Source organism: Pseudomonas sp., from assembly GCF_049645325.1.
In the GTDB taxonomy this organism is placed as follows: domain Bacteria; phylum Pseudomonadota; class Gammaproteobacteria; order Pseudomonadales; family Pseudomonadaceae; genus Aquipseudomonas.
The window spans coordinates 1-21,901 of the sequence record NZ_JBARTQ010000128.1 but is presented as its reverse complement, the minus strand read 5'-3'; the positions used below and the strand labels follow the sequence as shown (position 1 = coordinate 21,901).

General features: G+C 61.7%; 24 protein-coding genes. 14 read left to right on the top strand and 10 right to left on the bottom strand.

Translation table 11 applies throughout. From position 1 onward, the window contains the following. Positions 1 to 100: 100 nt before the first annotated feature. Positions 101 to 1,078: a quinone oxidoreductase family protein gene (locus WBB95_RS05670; RefSeq protein WP_424486664.1), complete on the bottom strand. Its 978-nt coding sequence runs from the start codon at positions 1,076 to 1,078 to the stop codon at positions 101 to 103. A gap of 160 nt (positions 1,079 to 1,238) precedes the next feature. Here WBB95_RS05670 and hemF point away from each other — a divergent pair, with 160 nt between their 5' ends. Next, a complete protein-coding gene (gene hemF, locus WBB95_RS05665; protein ID WP_424486663.1) occupies positions 1,239 to 2,171 on the top strand; it encodes an oxygen-dependent coproporphyrinogen oxidase in 933 nt (310 codons plus the stop codon). Next, positions 2,171 to 2,989, top strand: a complete 819-nt coding sequence (gene aroE, locus WBB95_RS05660; protein WP_424486662.1) for a shikimate dehydrogenase — start codon at positions 2,171 to 2,173, stop codon at positions 2,987 to 2,989. The genes hemF and aroE overlap by 1 nt, the downstream gene beginning before the upstream one ends. 143 nt (positions 2,990 to 3,132) lie before the next feature. Here aroE and WBB95_RS05655 read toward each other — a convergent pair whose 3' ends face one another. The 3 genes from WBB95_RS05655 to betC form a co-directional block, all read right to left on the bottom strand. Continuing rightward, complete coding sequence (locus WBB95_RS05655; protein WP_424486661.1) at positions 3,133 to 4,701, bottom strand: SulP family inorganic anion transporter; 1,569 nt, start codon at positions 4,699 to 4,701, stop codon at positions 3,133 to 3,135. Positions 4,702 to 4,868: 167 nt separating this feature from the next. Beyond that, a complete protein-coding gene (gene choX / locus WBB95_RS05650) occupies positions 4,869 to 5,783 on the bottom strand; it encodes a choline ABC transporter substrate-binding protein (RefSeq protein ID WP_424486660.1) in 915 nt (304 codons plus the stop codon). Between the two features lie 16 nt (positions 5,784 to 5,799). Then, positions 5,800 to 7,314: a choline-sulfatase gene (gene betC / locus WBB95_RS05645; protein WP_424486659.1), complete on the bottom strand. Its 1,515-nt coding sequence runs from the start codon at positions 7,312 to 7,314 to the stop codon at positions 5,800 to 5,802. Between the two features lie 103 nt (positions 7,315 to 7,417). Between betC and WBB95_RS05640 the strand changes: the two genes are divergently transcribed. From WBB95_RS05640 to WBB95_RS05615, 6 genes are all read left to right on the top strand, one after another. Further along, a complete protein-coding gene (locus tag WBB95_RS05640; protein WP_424486658.1) occupies positions 7,418 to 8,368 on the top strand; it encodes a choline sulfate utilization transcriptional regulator in 951 nt (316 codons plus the stop codon). A 31-nt stretch (positions 8,369 to 8,399) separates the two neighbouring features. Continuing rightward, positions 8,400 to 8,726: a DOPA 4,5-dioxygenase family protein gene (locus WBB95_RS05635; protein ID WP_424486657.1), complete on the top strand. Its 327-nt coding sequence runs from the start codon at positions 8,400 to 8,402 to the stop codon at positions 8,724 to 8,726. A 162-nt stretch (positions 8,727 to 8,888) separates the two neighbouring features. Next, positions 8,889 to 9,854, top strand: a complete 966-nt coding sequence (locus WBB95_RS05630) for a 2-dehydro-3-deoxygalactonokinase (protein WP_424486656.1) — start codon at positions 8,889 to 8,891, stop codon at positions 9,852 to 9,854. Position 9,855: 1 nt separating this feature from the next. Next, positions 9,856 to 10,476 (top strand): 2-dehydro-3-deoxy-6-phosphogalactonate aldolase, encoded by a 621-nt coding sequence (locus WBB95_RS05625; protein WP_424486655.1) that lies wholly within the window; start codon positions 9,856 to 9,858, stop codon positions 10,474 to 10,476. 48 nt (positions 10,477 to 10,524) lie between these two features. Beyond that, complete coding sequence (dgoD, locus tag WBB95_RS05620) at positions 10,525 to 11,673, top strand: galactonate dehydratase (RefSeq protein WP_071486691.1); 1,149 nt, start codon at positions 10,525 to 10,527, stop codon at positions 11,671 to 11,673. A gap of 176 nt (positions 11,674 to 11,849) precedes the next feature. Beyond that, the gene (locus WBB95_RS05615) at positions 11,850 to 13,154 is read left to right on the top strand and encodes an MFS transporter (protein WP_424486654.1); all 1,305 of its coding nucleotides are present in this window, start codon (positions 11,850 to 11,852) and stop codon (positions 13,152 to 13,154) included. A gap of 301 nt (positions 13,155 to 13,455) precedes the next feature. Here the strand turns inward: WBB95_RS05615 and WBB95_RS05610 are convergent, their stop codons facing one another. From WBB95_RS05610 to trpB, 3 genes are all read right to left on the bottom strand, one after another. Then, complete coding sequence (locus WBB95_RS05610) at positions 13,456 to 13,896, bottom strand: anti-virulence regulator CigR family protein (protein ID WP_424486653.1); 441 nt, start codon at positions 13,894 to 13,896, stop codon at positions 13,456 to 13,458. Positions 13,897 to 14,035: 139 nt separating this feature from the next. Then, positions 14,036 to 14,845 carry a tryptophan synthase subunit alpha gene (gene trpA, locus WBB95_RS05605; RefSeq protein ID WP_424486652.1) on the bottom strand — a complete coding sequence of 270 codons (810 nt, stop codon included), beginning with the start codon at positions 14,843 to 14,845 and terminating at the stop codon, positions 14,036 to 14,038. Further along, on the bottom strand, positions 14,845 to 16,086 hold the full coding sequence (gene trpB / locus WBB95_RS05600; RefSeq protein WP_424486651.1) for a tryptophan synthase subunit beta: 1,242 nt from the start codon (positions 16,084 to 16,086) through the stop codon (positions 14,845 to 14,847). The genes trpA and trpB overlap by 1 nt, the downstream gene beginning before the upstream one ends. 110 nt (positions 16,087 to 16,196) lie before the next feature. Between trpB and WBB95_RS05595 the strand changes: the two genes are divergently transcribed. Continuing rightward, positions 16,197 to 17,093 (top strand): LysR family transcriptional regulator, encoded by an 897-nt coding sequence (locus WBB95_RS05595; protein ID WP_424486650.1) that lies wholly within the window; start codon positions 16,197 to 16,199, stop codon positions 17,091 to 17,093. Between the two features lie 8 nt (positions 17,094 to 17,101). Here the strand turns inward: WBB95_RS05595 and WBB95_RS05590 are convergent, their stop codons facing one another. Further along, positions 17,102 to 17,428, bottom strand: a complete 327-nt coding sequence (locus WBB95_RS05590; protein ID WP_032885107.1) for a DUF883 family protein — start codon at positions 17,426 to 17,428, stop codon at positions 17,102 to 17,104. A 154-nt stretch (positions 17,429 to 17,582) separates the two neighbouring features. Between WBB95_RS05590 and WBB95_RS05585 the strand changes: the two genes are divergently transcribed. Both WBB95_RS05585 and WBB95_RS05580 read left to right on the top strand, forming a co-directional pair. After that, a complete protein-coding gene (locus WBB95_RS05585) occupies positions 17,583 to 17,798 on the top strand; it encodes a dodecin (protein ID WP_016969657.1) in 216 nt (71 codons plus the stop codon). 113 nt (positions 17,799 to 17,911) lie between these two features. After that, on the top strand, positions 17,912 to 18,136 hold the full coding sequence (locus WBB95_RS05580) for a DUF1161 domain-containing protein (protein ID WP_424486649.1): 225 nt from the start codon (positions 17,912 to 17,914) through the stop codon (positions 18,134 to 18,136). A 59-nt stretch (positions 18,137 to 18,195) separates the two neighbouring features. On the opposite strand, the gene WBB95_RS05575 is transcribed toward WBB95_RS05580, so the two are convergent. Further along, positions 18,196 to 19,197, bottom strand: coding sequence for an LLM class flavin-dependent oxidoreductase (locus tag WBB95_RS05575; protein WP_424486648.1), 1,002 nt, complete (start codon positions 19,195 to 19,197; stop codon positions 18,196 to 18,198). Positions 19,198 to 19,413: 216 nt separating this feature from the next. On the opposite strand from WBB95_RS05575, the gene WBB95_RS05570 reads away from it, so the two are divergent. Then, on the top strand, positions 19,414 to 19,845 hold the full coding sequence (locus tag WBB95_RS05570; protein WP_053253639.1) for an OsmC family protein: 432 nt from the start codon (positions 19,414 to 19,416) through the stop codon (positions 19,843 to 19,845). Between the two features lie 167 nt (positions 19,846 to 20,012). Then, a complete protein-coding gene (locus WBB95_RS05565; protein ID WP_424486647.1) occupies positions 20,013 to 20,252 on the top strand; it encodes a DUF1161 domain-containing protein in 240 nt (79 codons plus the stop codon). Here the strand turns inward: WBB95_RS05565 and WBB95_RS05560 are convergent, their stop codons facing one another. Continuing rightward, positions 20,253 to 20,675, bottom strand: coding sequence for a hypothetical protein (locus WBB95_RS05560; protein ID WP_424486646.1), 423 nt, complete (start codon positions 20,673 to 20,675; stop codon positions 20,253 to 20,255). Between the two features lie 142 nt (positions 20,676 to 20,817). Between WBB95_RS05560 and WBB95_RS05555 the strand changes: the two genes are divergently transcribed. Next, on the top strand, positions 20,818 to 21,861 hold the full coding sequence (locus tag WBB95_RS05555) for an aminopeptidase (protein ID WP_424486645.1): 1,044 nt from the start codon (positions 20,818 to 20,820) through the stop codon (positions 21,859 to 21,861). The last annotated feature ends 40 nt before the right edge of the window (positions 21,862 to 21,901 follow it).

The following is a 21,901-nucleotide window of genomic DNA, read 5'->3' as shown; positions in this document are numbered from 1 at the left end:
CGCTCCCACATTCGACCGCATTCTCATGTTGGAAATCGGTCAAATGTGGGAGCGGGCTTGCTCGCGAAGAGGCCATCACAGCCTCCCGAGATCCATCGCCCTACGGCAACAGAATGGTCGACCCGGTCGTCCGCCGTCCCGACAATTCGGTCTGCGCCTTCGCCGCATCCGCCAGCGAATAGCGCTGGTTGATATCAATGCGCACCTTGCCGCTCTTGATCATCGAGAACAGGTCATCCGCCATCACCTGAAGGTCTTTCGGGTTGCTGGCGTACGTCGCCAAGGTTGGCCGGGTAACGTACAGCGAGCCCTTGGCCGCCAGAATCCCCAGGTTCACCCCATCCACTGCGCCCGACGCGTTACCAAAGCTGACCACCAGCCCGCGCGGCGCCACGCTGTCCAGCGAGGTCAGCCAGGTGTCCTTGCCGACGCCGTCGTACACCACCGGGACTTTTTTGCCGTCAGTCAATTCCAGCACGCGCTGTGCGACGTTTTCCTTGCTGTAGTCGATGGTTTCCCACGCGCCCAGGGATTTCGCCAAGGCGGCTTTTTCCGGCGAGCTCACGGTACCGATCAGCTTGACGCCCAGGGCCTTGGCCCATTGGCAGGCCAGGGAGCCTACGCCACCCGCCGCTGCGTGAAACAGGATGGTTTCGCCACCCTTCAATTCATAGGTCTGACGTAGCAAGTACTGCACGGTCAGGCCCTTGAGCATGGCGCCAGCGGCTTGTTCGAAGCTGATGTCGGCCGGCAGGTGCACCAGGTTGGCGGCAGGCAGCACATGCAGTTCGCTGTAGGCACCGAGTGGCCCGCTGCCGTAGGCCACGCGGTCGCCGACCTTGAATTGAGTGACGTCGCTGCCCACCGCGTCGACTACGCCGGCGCCCTCTGCGCCAAGGCCCGAGGGCAGGGATGGCGGCGCATACAGGCCGCTGCGGAAATAGGTGTCGATGAAGTTCAGGCCAATGGCCTCGTTGCGCACGCGAACCTGTTGCGGGCCCGGCTCTGCGGGCGTGTAGTCCACATACTCAAGCACTTCGGGGCCGCCATGGGCGCCGAACTGGATACGTTTGGCCATCTGCACTTCTCCTGAGGTCGCATTCGCGTAGCCCACTACTGAACGCCTAAGCTTGATCTTCGTCAACTGCGGCAGCACGGGGTGCAGTGGTATCCTGTGCGCCCATTTGCCGCCGACGCCCAATGGCCTCGCGTAGCTTTGCCCGATTCAAGGTGATGCCATGACTACCCGCACCGAGGCTGTTAAAGCCTACCTGCTCGACCTGCAAGACCGCATTTGCAGCGCCCTGGAAACCTTCGAGACGGACACTCGCTTTATCGAAGACGCCTGGACCCGGCCTGCCGGCGGCGGCGGTCGTACCCGTGTGATCGAAAACGGTTCGGTGATTGAAAAAGGCGGCGTCAACTTTTCCCACGTGTTCGGCAGTGGCCTCCCACCGTCTGCCAGTGCGCACCGCCCTGAGCTGGCCGGTCGCGGGTTTGAAGCCCTGGGCGTGTCGCTGGTGATCCACCCGCATAATCCGCATGTGCCGACTTCCCACGCCAACGTGCGGTTTTTCATCGCCGAAAAAGAAGGCGAAGAAGCGGTGTGGTGGTTTGGCGGCGGTTTCGACCTCACGCCCTACTACGGCAACGAAGAGGATTGCATTCACTGGCACCGCATCGCCGAACAAGCCTGTGCGCGGTTCGGCCCGGACGTGTACGCGCGCTACAAGGCCTGGTGCGATAGCTACTTCCATATCAAGCACCGCAACGAACCGCGTGGCATCGGTGGCCTGTTCTTCGATGATTTGAACGAGTGGGGCTTCGACACCTGCTTCGCCTTCATCCGCGCCATCGGCGATGCGTACATCGACGCCTACCTGCCGATCGTGCAGCGCCGCAAAGCCATGGCCTACACCGCGCAACAACGTCAGTTCCAGGAATTCCGCCGCGGCCGCTACGTTGAATTTAACCTGGTTTACGACCGTGGCACGCTGTTTGGCTTGCAGTCGGGCGGGCGCACCGAGTCGATCCTGATGTCGCTGCCGCCGCAAGTGCGCTGGAGCTACGACTGGAAAGCCGAGGCTGGCAGCGAAGAAGCGCGCCTCACCGACTACTTCCTGCAAGACCGTGACTGGCTGGGCATCGCCGCGCCCAAGGCGGTTGTCTGATGGACCGTTATGTCGTGTTCGGCAACCCCATCGGCCACAGCAAGTCGCCGCTGATCCACCGCATGTTCGCCGAGCAGACCGGCGAGCGCCTGGACTACAGCACCTTGCTCGCGCCGCTTGCGGATTTCACCGGTTGTGCCCGTGAGTTTTTTCAGCACGGCCGGGGTGCCAACGTCACCGTGCCGTTCAAGGAAGAGGCCTTCCGCCTGGCCAGCGGCCTCACCGAACGTGCGCAGCGCGCCGGGGCGGTGAACACCCTTAGTAAGTTGGGCGACGGCACATTGCTGGGCGACAACACCGACGGCGCCGGCCTGGTGCGCGATTTGACGGTGAACGCCGGGCTGAGCCTGCGAGGCAAACGCATCCTGCTGCTGGGCGCCGGTGGCGCGGTACGCGGGGCGCTGGAGCCGTTGTTGGCGGAGCAGCCTGCGTCGCTGATCATCGCCAACCGCACCGTGGAAAAGGCCGAACTGCTTGCCGAGCTGTTTGACGATTTGGGCCCGGTGTCGGCGAGTGGTTTCGACTGGCTGCGTGAGCCGGTGGATCTGATCATCAATGCCACGTCCGCCAGCCTGTCAGGCGATGTACCGCCGATTGCGGGCAGCCTGATCGAACCGGGCAAGACGTTCTGCTACGACATGATGTACGCCAAGGAGCCGACCGCGTTCTGTCGCTGGGCCACTGAGCAGGGCGCTGCCGTGGCGATGGACGGCTTGGGCATGCTGGTGGAGCAGGCGGCGGAAGCGTTCTTCCTGTGGCGCGGCGTGCGCCCGGAGTCGGCGCCGGTGCTGGCTGAACTACGGCGTCAATTGGCTTAACGCAAAGCCGCTGTGGGCACGATCAATGTGGGAGCTGGCTTGCCTGCGATGCAGACGCCTCGGCCTGTCAGTCAGACCGAGGTGATCCTATCGCAGGCAAGCCAGCTCCCACCTGTTGAGCGTGCCCGCATTTTTATCCGCATTCAGTCTTCGAAATGAATGGGGCACTTGTCGGCCCCTTCCAGTTTCTTCAGCTCCTCCACCACCTGCGGCCGCGCCCGGCGCAGCGTCAAACTACGCCCTAACCTGCGCAACCGCCGCGCCTCCTGGTGCAGCATCTCCACCCCTGAATAGTCGATAAAGTTGATCTGCTGCGCCTCGATCACCACCCGCGCGCCCTGCAAGCTTTGCAGGCGCACTTGCAGGTAATGGCTGGCGCCGAAAAAGATCGAACCGCCGACCCGCAACACATCTTCCTCACCGTCGCGCCATTGCTGAACGCGCGGTTGTGAGGTGCGCTTGAGGTAGAAAAACAACGACGCCAGCACCCCGGCGTAAATCGCGGTTTGCAGCTCCAGCAGCAAGGTGGCGACGCACGTCAGGCTCATCACCACAAACTCGGCGCGGCTCACGCGGAACAACGCGCGGATGCCGCGGTGATCCACCAGCCCCCAGCAAATCAGCAGGATGCTCGCGGCCATGCTCGGGATCGGAATGTGCGCGATCAACGCCGCGCCAAACACCGCGAACAACGCCACCCACAGCGCGGAGAACACCCCCGCCAGCGGTGAGCAGGCACCGGCCTCGTAGCTGAGGCCGGAGCGGGTAAAGGAACCGGCGGACAAGTAGCCGGAGAAAAACCCGCCGACGATATTGGATAAACCCTGCGCGCGCACTTCCTGGTTCGCATCCAGCAACTGCTGCGAGCGCGCCGACAGTGAGCGCGCAATCGACAGGCTGGTGACCAACCCCAGCATGCCCACCGCCACGGCGCTCGGCAGCAGGCGCAGGAGCATGTCCAGGTCCATCGGCAAGGGGCTGAACGGCGGCAGCTTGCCCACGAATGAACTGACCCGCGCCACATGCCCGAACATCGCCGGCCACAGCCACGCCACCAGGCTGCCCAAAGCCAAAGCGATCAACAACGTCGGCCAGCGTGGCACCAGGTACTTGAGCAACGCGCCCACCAGCAAGGTGCCGAGGCCGAGGACCAGTGAAGCGTGATCCCACGCGCCGGCATGATGGATCAGCGCCAGCAGGCTATTGATCGCCGTGGCCTGGCTGGGCAAGTCCAGGCCCAGCAGGTTCGGCAGTTGCCCCAAGGCAATCACCACGGCGGCGCCGAGGGTGAAACCCAGCACCACCGAGTGGGAGACGAAGTTCACCAGCGCGCCGAAGCGCAGCATGCCGAGCAACCACTGGAACACCCCGGCGAGGAAGGTCAGCAGCAGGATCAGCGTGATGTAGTCCTGTGACCCCGGAACGGCCAGCGGGCTGACGCTGGCGTAGAGCACGATGGAAATGGCCGCTGTGGGCCCACAGATCAGGTGCCACGAAGAGCCCCACAAGCAGGCGATCAGCACCGGAATAATAGCGGCATACAGGCCGTACTCCGGTGGGAGCCCGGCGATCAGCGCGTAGGCAATCGACTGCGGCAGCGCGAGCACGGCGCCACTGAGGCCGACTATCGCATCCCGGCCGACACTGGCGCGGGTTTGGCGCGGCAGCCAGGCGAGAAAGGGGAAGAGCGTATGGCGGTTGGGCCGGAGCATCGCAGACTCGGGTTGGAAGGTTTGCGTGAGGTTAACAGGCTAACAATGATCGTTCCCACGCTCTGCGTGGGAATGCTGCCCAGGACGCTCCGCGTCCGCTCTTGAGGCCGTGACGCGGAGCGTCACAAGATGCGTTCCCACGGGGGAGCGTGGGAACGATCAGGGCCTCAGAGTTTGGCTTTGATTGCGGCCAGCGCATCCTGGCCGTCTACGGTTTTCACGCCGTCGAGCCACTTATCCAGCACCGCAGGGTTCGCCTTGATCCACGCCTTCGCTGCGTCGGCATTGCTGACCTTTTTGTTTACCACGTCAGCCATGATGCTGTTCTCCATCTCCTGGGTAAAACTCAGGTTGGTCAGCAGCTTGCCCACATTCGGGCAGGCCTGTGCATACCCTTTGCGGGTCAAGGTATACACGCTGCCGGTGTCGCCAAAGTACTTCTCGCCCCCTTTGAGGTAGTGCATTTTCAGCTGCACGTTCATCGGGTGCGGCGTCCAGCCAAGGAAGGTCACAAATTTCTGCTTCTTCACCGCCCGCGAGACTTCGGCGAGCATTGCCTGTTCGCTCGACTCGATCAGTTTCCACTGGCCGAGATCAAAGTCGTTCTTCTTGATGATTTCCTGCAACGAAATGTTCGCCGGCGCGCCGGAGCCGATGCCGTAGATCTTCTTGTCGAACTTGTCGGCAAATTTGTTCAAGTCGGCAAAGTCATGCACGCCGGCATCCCACACGTAGTCCGGCACGGCGAGGGTGAACTCGGTGCCGTCGAGGTTTTTCGCCAGTTGCACCACATCGCCGTTGGCCACGAACTTGTCATAGAAGCCCTGTTGCGCCGGCATCCAGTTGCCCAGGAACACATCCACCTGGCCGTCCTTGAGCCCGCCAAAGGTAATCGGCACCGCGAGGGTGTCGACCTTGGCCTTGTAGCCCATGCCGTTCAACAGGAAACCGGTGATGGCATTGGTGGCGGCTATATCACTCCAGCCGGGATCGGCCATTTTCACCGTGTCACAACTGGCGTCCGCGTACACATTGGCGCTGGTCAGCGCCAGCATACCCAGCATCACAGTTAACTTTTGCATGGCCTTCCCTCTGTATTTATTGGTTTTGGCAGGGTTGTGGATAACGTGCCTTGCGCTCCAGGTCGTCGAGGTCGATATGGTTGCGCATGTATTGCTGACTGGCGTCCACCAGTGGCTGGTGATCCCAGCTCTTCAGCTTGCCTTGGGTCAGCGCCTCAAACACCAGGCGACGACGGCGTTGGCTGGCGAGCACCTGTTGGTGGATCGCCGGGATGTCCCATTTGGCCCGCGCCTCACTCAAAAACGCCTCGAACAGTGGCCGGTGTTCCGGTGACTGGCTTAGGTTTTCCCGCTCGTGCGGGTCGTTGTGCACATCGAACAGTAGGCAAGGGTCGTCTTCGCTGTAGATGAATTTGTAGGCGCCACGGCGAATCATCATCAGCGGGCTGAGGGTGCCTTCGGCCATGTATTCGCCGAACACTTCGTCATGCCCGCCCTGCCCCTGCAAGTGCGGGACCAGCGAGCGGCCGTCCAGCGGCAGCAGTGGGTCCAACTCGCCGCCGGCCAATTCCACCAGGGTTGGCAACAGGTCGGCGGTGGACACGGCGTGGCTCACGCGGCCCGCCGCAAACTGCCCTGGCGCACTGACCAGCAGCGGCACACGGGCGGCCATTTCAAACCAGTGCATTTTGTACCAGAGGCCACGCTCGCCGAGCATGTCGCCATGGTCGCCGGAAAAAATGATGATCGTATCGTCGGCCAGGCCTGTGTCTTCGAGGGTCTGCAGCAGCTTGCCGACGTTGCTGTCGATGTAGCTGCACGCGCCGAAGTAGGCGCGCCGCGCATCGCGAATCTTATCCACAGGCAGCGGCTTGTCCCACAGGTCGTAGACCTTGAGCAGGCGCTGGGAATGCGGGTCGAGGTCGGCTTGAGGCGGCGTCGTAGGCAAAGGGATGTCGTTGTCGTCGTACAGGTCCCAGAACGGCTTGGGAATCGTGTACGGGTCGTGTGGGTGGGTCATTGATACGGTCAGGCAGAACGGCTGGTCGCCGTCCTCGCGGATATGGTCGAACAGGTACTGCTGGGCCTTGAACACCACCTCTTCGTCGAAATCCAGCTGGTTGGTGCGCACGCACGGCCCGGCTTGCAGCACCGAGGACATGTTGTGGTACCAGGTGGGGCGCACGTTTGGCTCATCCCAGTTCACCGCCCAGCCATAGTCGGCGGGGTAGATGTCGCTGGTCAGGCGCTCTTCATAGCCGTGCAACTGGTCGGGCCCGCAAAAATGCATCTTGCCCGACAGCGCGGTGCGGTAGCCCAAGCGCCGCAGGTAGTGGGCATAGGTCGGTACATCGGCGGGGAAATCCGCCGCATTGTCGTAGGCGCCGATCTTGCTCGGCAATTGGCCGCTGACCAGGGTAAAACGCGACGGCGCGCACAGCGGGCTGTTGCAGTAGGCGGCGTCGAACACCACGCCCTGGGCGGCGAGGCGGCTGAGGTTGGGCAACTTGATCGGGGAAGGTCCGTAGAACGGCAGCATCGGCGCGGCCATTTGATCGGCCATGATGAAAAGAATGTTCTTGCGCTTCATGATCTATCGGCATTCCATAGGCGGTGTTTATGCCAATGAGCATGCAGCCCATGGAAAATGGGGTAAAGCCCATGAAAAGAAATGTCTAGGATAAGCACAGCTTATGTATGAAGCCCTCGGTGACCTCTCCCTCGACCTGCTGCGTGCCTTCGAAGCGGCGGCGCGCCACCGCAGCTTTACCGCCGCCGCCATGGAGCTGGGCACCACCCAGCCGGCCATCAGCCAACAGATCAAGCGCCTGGAAGAACAGCTGACCATTCGCTTGTTTGATCGCATCTACCGTGGCATTGAGCTGACGGATGCCGGAGTGTTGCTGTTCGAACACGTGCAAGGCGGCCTGCAGACCATCAACCAGGGCCTCAGCGCGATCACTCAACAGGACCAACACGAAGTGCTGCAGGTGGCCACCGACTTCGCGTTCGCCGCCTATTGGCTGATGCCGCGCTTGCACCGCTTCCATGCGGCCAACCCTCAAGTCGACGTCAGCCTGGTAACCAGCGAACGCAATCACGCCACCTTGCGCAGTGACATCGACGTCGCGGTGTTGTTTGGTGATGGCCGTTTCAAGCAGGGCGATAGCCTGTGGCTGTTCAATGAGGAAGTGTTTCCGGTGTGCAGCCCGCAATGGCTGAAGGCCCAGGCCGCGCCACTGACTGTGCAAAACTTGCACGATTTCCCCCTCCTGCACCTGCGCCAGGAAAACAACAGCCAGTGGTTCGACTGGAGCGGCGTATTTCGCGAACTGGGCATCAGCGCCGCGCCGACGCCCGGCCAGTTGCGCTTCGACAACTACACCCTGCTGATCCAGGCTGCCATTGCCGGCCAGGGCGTGGCCATTGGCTGGCGCCACCTGGTGGATAACCTGCTGGAACAGAACTGGCTGTGCCGGCCGTTCAGCGACACCGTGATCTCGCGTTATGGCTATTACGTGGTGCAACCCCAGCGCAAACGCCGTGGGCAGTTGGTTGAGCGCTTTGTCGACTGGCTGGTGGCCGAGCAAGCGAGCAGCGCGCAATCGCTGACCGGGCTGGCCCTGCCGTCGATTGCGGTCTAGGATTTGGCGCATATTGGATCCGGATTTCGCCATGCAACGTATCAAGGGTTATCACGCCCACATCTATTTCGACGCCAGCACGATCGACCAAGCGCGCACGTTGTGTGAAGACGCTGCGCAACTTTTCCCCCTGCGCATGGGGCGCGTGCATGAGCGGCCCGTGGGCCCGCACCCGGACTGGAGCTGCCAACTGGCGTTCGAGCCGGAATATATTGGCGTGGTGCTGCCCTGGCTGGCGCTGCATCGCGACGGGCTGGTGGTGTTCCTGCACCCCGATACCGGCGACGACTTTAAGGACCACACCGACTACGCGATCTGGATGGGCGCCCTGCGCGAGTTGGATCTGTCTATTTTTTAACCAGCGATCATTTTAATCCCGTCGCCTTCTGTGAGGGCGGTGGGATTTTCTATGAATCAACCCACTATATGGGACTGTTATTTATATATTGAGATATCGACAGTCATAGGTTTATATTCGCCCATCTGCTTTTTTCAGCACCCACTCATTTCAGGTGAAGCGATGCAGGCGCAATTGATCGCGCTCGACTGGGGGACCAGCTCCCTTCGTGCTTACAAACTCGGCCCGGCGGGCGTTGTACTCGAACAGCGCGCGTTGGCGTTCGGGATCATGCACCTGCCCAGCGAACCCCGCGACATTGCTGGCGTACGTTGCCACGATGGCTTCGAGTTGGCATTCGACGCGGCCTGTGGCGATTGGCTCGACGCCCAGCCCAAGCTGCCGGTGATCGCTTGCGGCATGGTCGGCAGCGCCCAGGGCTGGAGCGAGGCGGCTTATCGCAAAACCCCTGTTGATGTCGCAAGTTTGGGCCAGGCGCTGCACCGCGTCCGCAGCCTGCGCGGGGCGGATGTGTTCATCGTGCCCGGCGTGATCGAACGGGTCGGCTTGCCAAATGTGATGCGCGGCGAAGAAACCCAGGTGCTGGGCGTGCTGCAAAACCTGGCGCGCGGTGGTGAGGTGTTGATCGGCCTGCCCGGCAGCCATTCGAAATGGGTCGAGGTGGTCGAAGGCTGCATCACCCACTTCGACACCTTCATGACCGGCGAACTGTTCGCGGTGCTCAGCAAACACAGCATCCTCGGGCGCACTCAACAGATCTGCGAACACTTCCAGGCCGAGGCTTTTGACCGTGGCGTGCACGTGGCGTGCTCCGACGACGGCCAGCGCGGCGTGCTGTCTACCTTGTTCAGCGCCCGCACCCTCGGGCTGACCGCCGAACTCACGCCTGAGCAACAGCCCGATTACCTCTCCGGCCTGTTGATTGGCCATGAACTCGCGGGGCTGCCGGCCAGCGCAAAACACAAACCGATCGTCCTGGTGGGCGCCGCCCCTCTCTGCGCCCGCTACCAACGCGCCCTCGCCCAGTGCGGCTTTGCTCACGTCAGCCTGGCGCAGGAAGCCACCGAGCGCGGCCTGTGGCAACTGGCCGTGGCGGCCGGGCTCACTCAACCTGCAACGGAGGCCTGACATGCTCAAGCAAGCTCTCGCACACAACGGTTTGATCGCAATCCTGCGCGGCGTGCGCCCGGACGAAGCCCGGGCGATCGGCCAGGTCCTTTATGAGGCCGGGTTTCGGGTGATCGAAGTGCCGCTGAATTCGCCGGACCCTTACACCAGCATCCGCACCCTGCGCGACAGCCTGGCCGCCGATTGCCTGATCGGCGCCGGCACGGTGTTGCAACCTGAGCAGGTCGAGCAGGTCAAGGCGGCAGGCGGCCAGGTGATCGTCATGCCCCACAGCGATGCCAAGGTGCTGCGCGCGGCAAAAGCGGCGGGCTTGTTCCTGTCGCCGGGTGTGGCCACGCCGACCGAAGCCTTCGCCGCCCTTGCCGAGGGCGCGGACGTATTGAAGCTGTTCCCGGCCGAGCAAATGGGCCCTTCAGTGATCAAGGCGTGGCTCGCCGTATTGCCGACGGGCACGCTGCTGCTGCCGGTGGGCGGTATCACCCCGGACAACATGCAGGTATTTATCGACGCCGGTGCCAAAGGGTTCGGGCTGGGTTCCGGGTTGTTCAAACCGGGTATGACGGTGGATCAGGTCGCGAGCCGCGCCCAGGCGTATGTCGCCGCGTGGAATGCCCTGAGCTGACTTCAAGTTCCGCGCCCACAGGCGCTGCATCTATAAGAGAGATAACAGATGAAAATCACCAAACTGACGACTTTTATCGTCCCGCCGCGCTGGTGCTTCCTCAAGGTCGAGACCGACCAGGGCGTAACCGGTTGGGGTGAGCCCGTGGTTGAAGGCCGCGCCCACACCGTGGCCGCAGCGGTCGAGGAATTGTCCGACTACCTGATCGGAAAAGACCCACGCAATATCGAAGACATCTGGACCGTGCTCTACCGCGGCGGCTTCTACCGTGGCGGCGCGGTGCACATGAGCGCCCTGGCCGGTATCGACCAGGCGTTGTGGGACATCAAGGGCAAGGCCCTCGGTGTTTCCGTCAGCGACCTGCTCGGAGGCCAGGTGCGTGACAAGATCCGCGTGTATTCGTGGATCGGCGGCGACCGCCCTGCCGACACCGCTCGCGCGGCCAAAGAGGCCGTGGCCCGGGGGTTTACCGCGGTGAAAATGAACGGCACCGAAGAGCTGCAGTTCGTCGACAGCTTCGAAAAAGTCGACTTGGCCCTGGCCAACGTGGCCGCCGTGCGCGATGCGGTCGGCCCGAATGTCGGCATCGGCGTCGACTTCCATGGCCGCGTGCACAAGCCCATGGCCAAGGTGCTGATGAAAGAGTTGGACCCGTACAAACTGATGTTTATCGAAGAGCCGGTGCTCAGTGAGAACTATGAAGCGCTCAAAGAGTTGGCACCGCTGACCAGCACCCCGATTGCCCTGGGCGAGCGTCTGTTCTCGCGCTGGGACTTCAAGCGCGTGCTCAGCGAAGGCTATGTCGACATCATCCAGCCCGACGCCTCTCACGCCGGGGGCATTACCGAAACCCGCAAGATCGCTAACATGGCCGAAGCCTACGACGTGGCCCTGGCCCTGCACTGCCCGCTCGGCCCGATTGCCTTGGCGGCGTGCCTGCAACTGGACGCGGTTTGCTACAACGCGTTTATTCAGGAGCAAAGCCTGGGCATTCACTACAACGAGAGCAATGACCTGCTCGACTACGTGAAAGACCCGGGCGTGTTCGACTATGACAAGGGCTTTGTGAAGATCCCCAACGGGCCGGGCCTGGGCATCGAGATCAACGAGGAATACGTGATCGAACGCGCCGCCATCGGCCACCGCTGGCGCAACCCGATCTGGCGGCATGCTGACGGCAGCTTTGCCGAGTGGTGATTTCTATCTGAAGAAATGCGCTCAAGAATGTGGGAGCTGGCTTGCCTGCGATAGCGATGTACCGGCTTGCATTTCTGGCACAGGCACACAGCCATCGCAGGCAAGCCAGCTCCCACATTGATCGCATCTTTCCAGTAAGACCTGTCCTCAATAAACATAAGAAGAGGCAACCCCCCATGCACCCTGAATCCTTCACCGGGCAGGCTTCTTTAGTCACGCCCAGCAGAAAGCGCTTCTTCATCATGGTGCTGCTGTTTATCACCGTGGTGATCAACTACCTCGACCGCAGCAACCTGTCGATCGCCGCCCCGGCGCTGACCAGTGAGCTGGGCATCGACCCGGTGCATGTCGGGCTGATCTTCTCCGCCTTTGGCTGGACCTACGCCGCCATGCAGATCCCCGGCGGCTGGCTGGTGGACCGCGTGCCGCCGCGCATTCTCTACACCGTGGCCCTGTTGCTGTGGTCCATCGCCACCGTGATGCTGGGGTTTGCCGCCAGCTTCATCGCGCTGTTCGTGCTGCGCATGGCCGTCGGTGCGCTGGAAGCCCCGGCCTACCCGATCAATAGCCGCGTGGTCACCACGTGGTTCCCCGAGCGCGAGCGCGCCACCGCAATTGGCGTCTACACCTCCGGCCAGTTTGTCGGGCTGGCGTTTCTCACCCCGGTATTGGCCTGGCTGCAACACGCGTTCGGCTGGCACATGGTGTTCGTCGCCACTGGCGGCGTGGGCATTTTGTGGGCGCTGATCTGGTACGCGGTGTACCGCGAGCCGAAGGATTTCAAAGGTGCGAATGCGGCGGAAATCGAGCTGATCCGCGACGGCGGCGGGCTGGTGGACATGCAGGCGAAAGCGGTCAAGGCGCCGTTCAGTTGGGTCGACCTCGGCATCGTGCTGAGCAAGCGCAAGCTCTGGGGCATTTACCTGGGGCAGTTCTGCCTGAACTCCACGCTGTGGTTTTTCCTGACGTGGTTTCCGACCTACCTGGTGAAATATCGCGGCATGGACTTCATCAAGTCCGGCCTGCTGGCGTCGCTGCCGTTTCTGGCCGCGTTTATCGGCGTGCTGTGTTCGGGGCTTTTTTCCGATTGGCTGATTCGCCGGGGCTCATCGGTGGGCTTTGCGCGCAAGCTGCCGATCATTGGCGGGCTGCTGATTTCCACGGCGATCATTGGCGCCAACTACGTGGACTCGACCGCGTGGGTCATCGCGTTCCTGGCGGTGGCGTTCTTCGGCAATGGCTTGGCGTCGATCACCTGGTCGCTGGTCTCGACCCTGGCGCCCGCACGGTTGCTGGGACTGACGGGAGGCGTGTTCAACTTCATCGGTAACTTGTCGGCGATCACCACGCCGATTGTGATTGGCTTTCTGGCCAGCGGTGATTCGTTTGCCCCGGCGATTACCTACATCGCGGTGCTGGCGTTGCTGGGGGCGCTTTCGTACGTGTTGCTGGTGGGTAAGGTTGAGCGTATTGAGCTGTAGGCCGATTGTCAGGTGGATGAGTGACAATTGTGGTGAGCGGGTTTTACAGGGATGGTCAGGCTCTATGTGGTGGACCGGCTTGATGTGGTGAGCGGGCTTCTGTGGTGAGCGGGCTTGCCCCGCGCCGGGCTGCGTAGCGGCCCCAATTAGAGCGCCGCATTTCTTCCGAGATAACGCGTCGTCAGGTTTAGGGGCGCTTCGCACCCCAGCGCGGGGCAAGCCCGCTCACCACAGAAACCCTCTTACCACACAAGTCGGCTCACCACAGAAGCCTGCTCACCACAAACAAGCTTGCCAGGTGTCAGTTGAGTACGCCGTCCAGAATCTCGTAGACGATGCCGGTACCCACCGCGATCAACACCACGTCTGGGCCGGAACGGCGCCATTCGTAACCCTGGTACACCGGCAGGCGCGACAGGGCGCGGCCGTCCAGGCGTTCGCCGTAGTAGCCACGTGGCAGCGGCTGGCCGCGTACCAGGCGCACATTCGGCGGCGGTGGTGCGCCACGGGAGAACTGGCCGTGGTTGTCGTGGATGATCTGCCGTACCGGGCCGAAGTCCTGGGGTGGGCCGCCACGGCGGTTGTCCTGCGGGCCGCGATGGTCGTCGCCACGCTGTTCGTGCCCGCCTTGTGGGCCGCCACGGTCGGGGCCGCCTTGATCGTAAGGCGCGGCTTGCGCCAGGGCACTTGCGCCGAGCATCAACACGCCGAGACCAGCTATCAAGCGTTTAGGCATTTTCATGGGGGTGTTTCCTCAGTACTGCACGAACAAAAAAGGGATCTCGAACGAGGTTCGAAATCCCTTGGTCTTGTCACTTTAGGTACTGAATCGGCGGTTTGATTCCTCTGTATCAGGAACTTTACCTATCGCTACATGGCGTTTACTTACGGGCGTTGCGTACACCTTCCGACAGCGCAGCACACAAGCCCAATACACCCTCAATTGCCTGCTGATCATTTTCGGCAGTAGCGATGTGATCGATCAACGCCGAGCCCACCACCACACCGTCGGCCAAGCGCGCGATAGCGGCGGCTTGTTCCGGGGTGCGGATACCAAACCCGATGCTGATCGGCAGGTCGGTATGGCGACGCAGGCGGGTCACGGCCTCTTCAACGTGTTCCAGGGTGGCGGCACCGGCGCCGGTCACACCGGCCACCGACACGTAGTACACAAACCCGGAGCTGCCGTTGAGCACGGTTGGCAGGCGCACGTCATCGGTGGTCGGCGTGGTCAGGCGGATAAAGTCGATGCCCGCTGCCTGGGCCGGGTCGCACAGCTCGCCGTTATGCTCAGGCGGCATGTCGACCACGATCAGGCCGTCGACGCCGGCTGCTTTCGCGTCACTGATGAAGCGCGGCACGCCGTACATGTGGATCGGGTTGAAGTAGCCCATCAACACCAGCGGGGTGTCGCTGTTGTCTTTGCGGAACTCGCGCACCATCTGCAGGGTTTTCGCCAGGTTCTGCTTGGCGGTCAGCGCGCGGATGTTGGCCAGTTGAATGGCTGGGCCGTCGGCCATAGGGTCGGTGAAGGGCATGCCCAGCTCGATCACGTCGGCACCGGCGGCAGGCAAGCCTTTGAGGATTGCCAGCGAAGTGTCATAGCCCGGGTCGCCAGCGGTGACGAAGGTCACCAGGGCGGCGCGGTTTTGTTCTTTAAGCTGCGCGAAACGGGTTTGCAGGCGGCTCATCAGTGTTTCTCCTGCTTGGACTGCTCGTGTTGGGAGAGGTCCATGTGGTGCATTACGGTCTGCATGTCTTTGTCGCCACGGCCGGACAAGTTCACCACCATCAGGTGATCCTTCGGCAGGGTCGGTGCGCGTTTGAACACTTCGGCCAGGGCGTGGGCGCTTTCCAGGGCAGGAATAATCCCTTCCAGGCGGCAGCATTTGTGGAACGCATCGAGGGCTTCGTCGTCGGTCACCGAGGTGTACTGGACGCGGCCGATGTCATGCAACCAGGCGTGTTCGGGGCCAATGCCCGGGTAGTCGAGGCCGGCGGAAATCGAGTGGGCGTCGATGATCTGGCCATCGTCGTCCTGCAGCAGGAAGGTGCGGTTGCCGTGCAGTACGCCGGGTACGCCGCCATTGAGGCTGGCGGCGTGCTTGCCGGTTTCGATGCCGTGGCCGGCCGCTTCCACGCCGATGATCTCGACACTGGTGTCATCCAGGAACGGGTGGAACAGGCCCATGGCGTTCGAACCACCGCCGATGCACGCGACCAGGCTGTCCGGCAGGCGGCCTTCCTGGGCTTGCAGTTGAGTGCGGGTTTCCTTGCCGATTACGGCCTGGAAGTCACGCACCATCGCCGGGTACGGGTGTGGGCCGGCCACGGTGCCGATCAGGTAGAAGGTGCTGTCGACGTTGGTGACCCAGTCGCGCAGCGCTTCGTTCATCGCGTCTTTCAGGGTGCCGGTGCCGGCGACCACCGGGATCACTTCAGCGCCGAGCAGCTTCATGCGGAACACGTTGGCCTGTTGGCGCTCGATGTCGGTGGTGCCCATGTAGATCACGCAATCGAGGCCAAAGCGCGCAGCCACGGTGGCGGTGGCCACGCCGTGCATGCCGGCGCCGGTCTCGGCGATGATGCGTTTTTTGCCCATGCGCCGCGCCAGCAGGATCTGGCCGATGCAGTTGTTGATCTTGTGCGCGCCGGTGTGGTTGAGCTCTTCGCGCTTGAGGTAGATCTTGGCGCCGCCGCAGAACTCGGTCAGGCGTTCAGCGAAATACAGCGGGCTTGGACGTCCGACGTAGTCACGCTGGAAGTAGGCGAGTTCTTCGTTGAAGGCCGGATCGATCTTGGCCGCTTCGTATTCGCGGGCCAGATCAAGGATCAACGGCATCAGGGTTTCAGCGACGTAGCGGCCGCCGAACCCGCCAAACAGGCCGTTGGCGTCTGGGCCGTTGCGTAGATCGGTCTGGGACTGAGTCATGGGACGCTCCAGGAAAGAATGGGTGTGAGAAACAATGAGGGCCACTCTACCCGTGACGTTCTACGCTGAAAACCGATAAGATCGCCGCAACCTGTCAGGAAAACTCACAGATGAGCCGAGACCTTCCGCCCCTCAACGCACTGCGCGCGTTTGAAGCCACTGCCCGCCTTAACAGCGTGAGCCAGGCCGCTGACCAACTGCATGTAACCCATGGCGCCGTCAGCCGCCAACTAAAGGTGTTGGAAGAACACTTGGGCGTCAGCTTGTTCGTCAAGGACGGACGCGGCCTTAAACTCACAGATTCCGGCACCCGTTTGCGTGACGCGAGCAGTGAGGCGTTCGAGCGATTAAGGGATGTGTGCGCCGAACTCACCCAAAGCAGCGCCGATGCGCCGTTCGTGCTTGGCTGCTCGGGCAGCTTGCTGGCGCGCTGGTTGATCCCGCGCCTGGGCCGCTTGAACGCCGACCTGCCGGACCTGCGCCTGCACTTGTCGGCGGGCGACGGCGATCTCGACCCTCGGCGCCCCGGCCTGGACGCCTTGCTGGTATTCGCCGAACCCCCGTGGCCGGTGGACATGCAGGTATACGAACTGGCCAGCGAACGCATCGGCCCGGTGATGAGCCCGCGTTTTGCCGGTTACGAACGCCTGCGCCAAGCCCCCGCGTCGGCCTTGTGTGGTGAGGCGTTGTTGCACACCACCTCGCGCCCGCAAGCCTGGCCCAGTTGGGCGCAGCAGCACGGCATCGCGCCCGGCGCGTTGAAACACGGCCAGGGGTTTGAGCATTTGTATTATTTGCTGGAGGCGGCGGTGGCGGGGTTGGGTGTGGCCATTGCGCCTGAACCGCTGGTGGCAGAGGACCTGCGAGCGGGTCGCCTGGTGGCGCCGTGGGGTTTCAGTGAAACCCCGGCGCACCTGGCGTTGTGGCTACCCAAGCGCGCCGCAGACGGGCGCGCCGGGCAACTGGCGCAGTGGCTCAAGGCTGAGCTGTTGCGCCAGCCGCACTAACCGGTCAGTCAGTCACCGCGCTTGCACAGCAGGTAAGCCGCCAACAGGCCCAGCGCGCCAACGGCAACGCCGGCGGTCGTCCATGGGTGCTCCTGCGCGTAGTCCCGGGTGGCAACACTGGTTTCGCGGATTTTGACTTTGCTTTCTTCGTAAGCGTCGCTGATCAGGTGGCGGGAGTGCTTGAGTGCATTCTCGGCATTGCTTTTCAGGGCCTTCAACGTTTTGCGCGACTCATCGGACGCATCGTCCTTGAGGCTCTCAAGGGACTTGAGCAGGCTCGAAATCTCGGCTTCCATGCTTTCCAGCGACGCTTTGCGTAAAGAAGTGTTGGCCATTTGGACTCTCCTGAAGTGATTGAGTGGCATGTGTAGATACCGACTCCAGCGTTTTCAGAAAGTGCAGTAAATCTGAACTTTCACGTAGGAACGGTCGCCAGAAGCAGTACGAACATTGACTGCTACGCTCACTAAAGACCTCAGGAGAAACGCTATGTCTGATCACCACACGTACAAGAAAGTCGAACTGGTCGGTTCCTCGACCACCAGCATCGAAGACGCGATCAACAACGCCATCGCCGAAGCTCACAAGAGCATCAAGCACCTGGAATGGTTTGAGGTGACCGAAACCCGTGGTCACATCAAGGACGGCAAGGCCGCGCATTTCCAGGTCACGCTGAAGGTGGGATTCCGAATTGCCAGTAGTTGATCACGTCGGTTGAACTTGCTGACTGGCCGATTGCCATAACCTGCGCTACAACGTTGGGGTGCCGATGCGAAAGCGTCGGCACGTTCTTTTCGATCAGCGTAAGGAAGTAACGGATGAAGAAGTTTCTGTTAGCGGTAGGTTTGTTGAGCATTGCGGGCACAGCCCTGGCGGCGGGCAAGCCTTGCGAAGAGCTGAAAAGCGAACTCGCAGCGAAGCTTGACGCTAAAGGTGTTCAGCATTATTCGCTGGATGTTGTCGATAAGGGCGCAACGGCCGATGGCAAGGTTATTGGTAGTTGCGAAGGCGGCACCAAGGAAATCGTCTACAAGCGCGGTTAATCCCGTGCTCCAGACGTAAAAAACCGACGCGAGTGCGTCGGTTTTTTTTCGCCTGGGCTTTAGCCCTTCATCACCTGCGCCAACAGCTCGTAGGAGTGAATCCGGTCGGCGTGTTCGTACAGATCGCTGGTGAAAATCAACTCATCGGCGCCGGTTTGCTCGATCAGCACCTCCAGTTTGGCGCGGATCTTCGCCGGGCCGCCGACCATCGCCAGGCCGAGGAAACTGCCGACGGCGTCTTTTTCATGCGGCAGCCACAGGCCGTCCATGGTTTTCACCGGTGGGCGTTGCACCAGGCTCTGCCCGCGCATCAGCGCGAGGATGCGTTGGTACACCGAAGTGGCCAGGTAATCGGCCTGTTCGTCCGTGTCGGCGGCCACCAGCGGAATGCCGAGCATCACGTAGGGCTTGTCCAGCACGGCTGAAGGTTTGAAGTGATTGCGGTACACGCGAATTGCCTCATGCATCAACCGCGGTGCGAAATGTGACGCGAAGGCGTAGGGCAAACCGCGCTCACCCGCCAGCTGTGCGCTGAACAGGCTGGAACCGAGCAACCATACCGGCACATTGGTGCCGGTGCCCGGTACGGCGATGATCCGTTGGTCAGGCGTGCGTGGGCCGAGGTAGGCCACCAGTTCGGCCACGTCTTCGGGGAACTCGTCTGCACTGCCGGAGCGTTCACGGCGCAGGGCGCGGGCGGTCATCTGGTCGGAACCGGGGGCGCGGCCAAGGCCCAGGTCGATGCGGCCGGGGTACAGGCTTTCCAGGGTGCCGAACTGCTCGGCGATCACCAGCGGCGCATGGTTGGGCAGCATCACGCCGCCGGAGCCGACGCGAATGGTCGAGGTGCCACCCGCCAGATAGCCCAGCAATACCGAAGTCGCCGAGCTGGCGATGCCGTCCATGTTGTGGTGTTCAGCCACCCAGAAACGGTTGTAGCCGAACTTTTCCACGTGCTGGGCGAGGTCCAGGGAATTGCGCAGCGACTGCGCGATGCTCCCGTTGGCGCGCACGGGCACGAGGTCGAGGGTCGAGAACTTCACGTCGGACAGCGATTTCATAAGCCTGCTTCTCCATTAGGTGCGCAGGCTTATAGACGAACCAAAACCTGCCGCTTCATGTGCATGCTGTATGAAATGTGGGCATATACCCGAGATTCAATAGCAGGCCGGGAAATTTCCTACTGCATCACTAGGTTTCTCCGACAAGATGAACTTTGCCAGAGCTTCTATCCTCAGAACCTTACTGAAGCAAAACCACCGTTCGAGGAGACCGCTATGAGTATCGTAAAAAAAGCATCCGCGCATTGGGAAGGTGATCTGAAGACAGGCCTGGGTTCCATTTCCACGGAAACCGGCGTACTGCGTGAAGCGCCCTACGGCTTCAAGGCGCGGTTCGAGGGCGGCAAGGGCACCAACCCGGAAGAGCTGATTGGCGCAGCCCACGCCGGCTGTTTCTCCATGGCGTTTTCCATGATTCTGGGCGATGCCGGCCTCAAGGCCGACAGTATCGACACCCAGGCTGAAGTGACCCTGGACCAAGTGGAGGGTGGCTTTGCGATTACCGCCGTGCATTTGATCCTCAAGGCCAAGATCCCAGGCGCAAGCCAGGCGCAGTTCGATGAACTGAGCAAAAAGGCCAAGGAAGGGTGCCCGGTGTCCAAGGTGCTGAATGCCAACATCAGCCTGGATGCCACGCTGGTTAACTGACACAGCAATATCCAGTGTGGGAGCTTGGCTTGTGTGGGAGCTTCCACACACGCCGGCTCCCACATTTAGTTCTGCGTTAAATCAGAACTCGTGTTTCCCCTATGTGGTCCTATAGCCTATGCAGCCTAGGCGCACACTCGTGCGCATGCATTCAGGGAGCTTCACACATGAAACGTTTTGCCTTGGCGATCATCTGCGGTGTATTGGCCACATCGGCCGTGGCCGCTCCAAAAGATTGTGAAGAGCTCAGGAAAGAGATCGAGATCAAGATCCAGGCTAACGCTGTGCCGTCCTACACCCTGGAGGTGGTCAGCAAGGAAGAGGCCGACAAGCATGACAGCGCCATGGTCGTCGGCAGCTGTGAGTACGGCACCAAAGCCATCGTCTATCAGAAGAACAACGACTGATCAGAGGCAATTCACGCTGTGTTCTTCGGCCAGCAACTGCCGCGCTGCGTCATACAGCCGAATGTTGGGCGTGAAGGCCAGCGAGCGCCCTTCCAGCACATAGTGCTGGCCCGCCTGGAAATTGTTGTAGTTCAGGGTCATGAAACAGGTGCGGTCGCGCGTCTGGTCCAGCCCGCCAATCCCTGTGCCGGTGTTCACCTCGAAATCGAAACGCACCATCAGTTCATGGTTGCCCGGCGGCACCTGGAAGAAACGCCCGTCATTCAGGTTCTTGCCGTCCAGGCGCTGGGCCATCACCAGTTTGGCGCCGGGTGTCGGGGTGGCGAAATCGACCCAGGCCTGGTGCGGATCGGCCGGCGGAATCGGCGTCGAAGCACAGGCACTGAGAAGCAGGGCGGTGACGGGAAGCAAGAGCTGGCGCATGGCAGGCACTCAACGGAAGGAAAGAATTGAGCCCGGCGCCGACGACGACAGACTCCCTATGAGTATAAACACGCCAAGCCATGGAAAAATTCCGCGCAGGCAGGATAGTCTGGCGGGCCAATTACCCAGGAGTGGTCGAGGCATGGTCAGGCGTTTTCTTCCAGGGTTAGCGGTTGTGCTGCTCAGCGGCTGCTCCAGCGTCAGTTATTACAGCCAGTTGGCCAGCGGCCAGTGGCAGTTGCTGCGGGCCCGCGAGCCGGTTTCCGAGGTCATCGCCGACCCTTCCCGTCCACAGCCGTTGCGTGACCATTTGGTGCAATCGCAAAAGGCGCGCACCTTTGCCAGCGAACACCTGCACCTGCCCGACAACCAGAGTTACCGCTTGTACGCCGACATTGGCCGGCCCTATGTGGTCTGGAATGTGTTCGCCACGTCAGAATTTTCCCTGTCGCCTGAAACCCATTGCTTCCCGATCGCCGGTTGCGTCGCCTACCGCGGCTACTACAACCAAGGCGCCGCGCGGGGCGAAGCGGCGCTGTTGCAACAGCGCGGCATGGACGTGTCGATTGGCGGCGTGGAGGCCTATTCCACGCTGGGCTGGTTCAACGACCCGATCATGAGTTCAATGATGAGCTGGGGTGATGAGCGCCTGGCCACGTTGATCTTTCATGAGCTGGCGCACCAGCGGTTTTACGTGAAGGACGACACCGAGTTCAACGAGTCCTACGCCAACTTCGTCGAACAGGAAGGCACTCGCCAATGGCGCGCGGCGCGTGGGCTGGCGCCCATCAGCGACGCCGCGTTGCAGCAGCGCGACCAATTTATCCGCTTGGTGCTCGACACCCGAAAACGCCTGGAAGTGCTGTATGCGCAGCCGTTGGCGGTGGACGTGATGCGTCGGGCCAAAGCGGCGGAGTTCGAGCGTTTGCGCAGCGAGTATCGGCAGATGCGCGACAGCCAGTGGGGCGGCGACAAGCGTTATGACGTGTGGGTTAACCAGCCGATGAACAATGCGCGGCTGTTGCCGTTTGGTCTGTATGACCAGTGGGTGCCGGCGTTTGCGGCGTTGTTTCGACAGGAAGGTGGGGACTGGGTGAGGTTTTTTGCGGCAGTGGAGAAGATGGGCGGGTTGCCGGTGGAGCAGCGTAAGGCGGCGTTGAGGCAATTGGAAAGTGGTGGTCTTTAGGGCCTCATCGCAGCATAAGTATCTACACAACTTTCAAGGC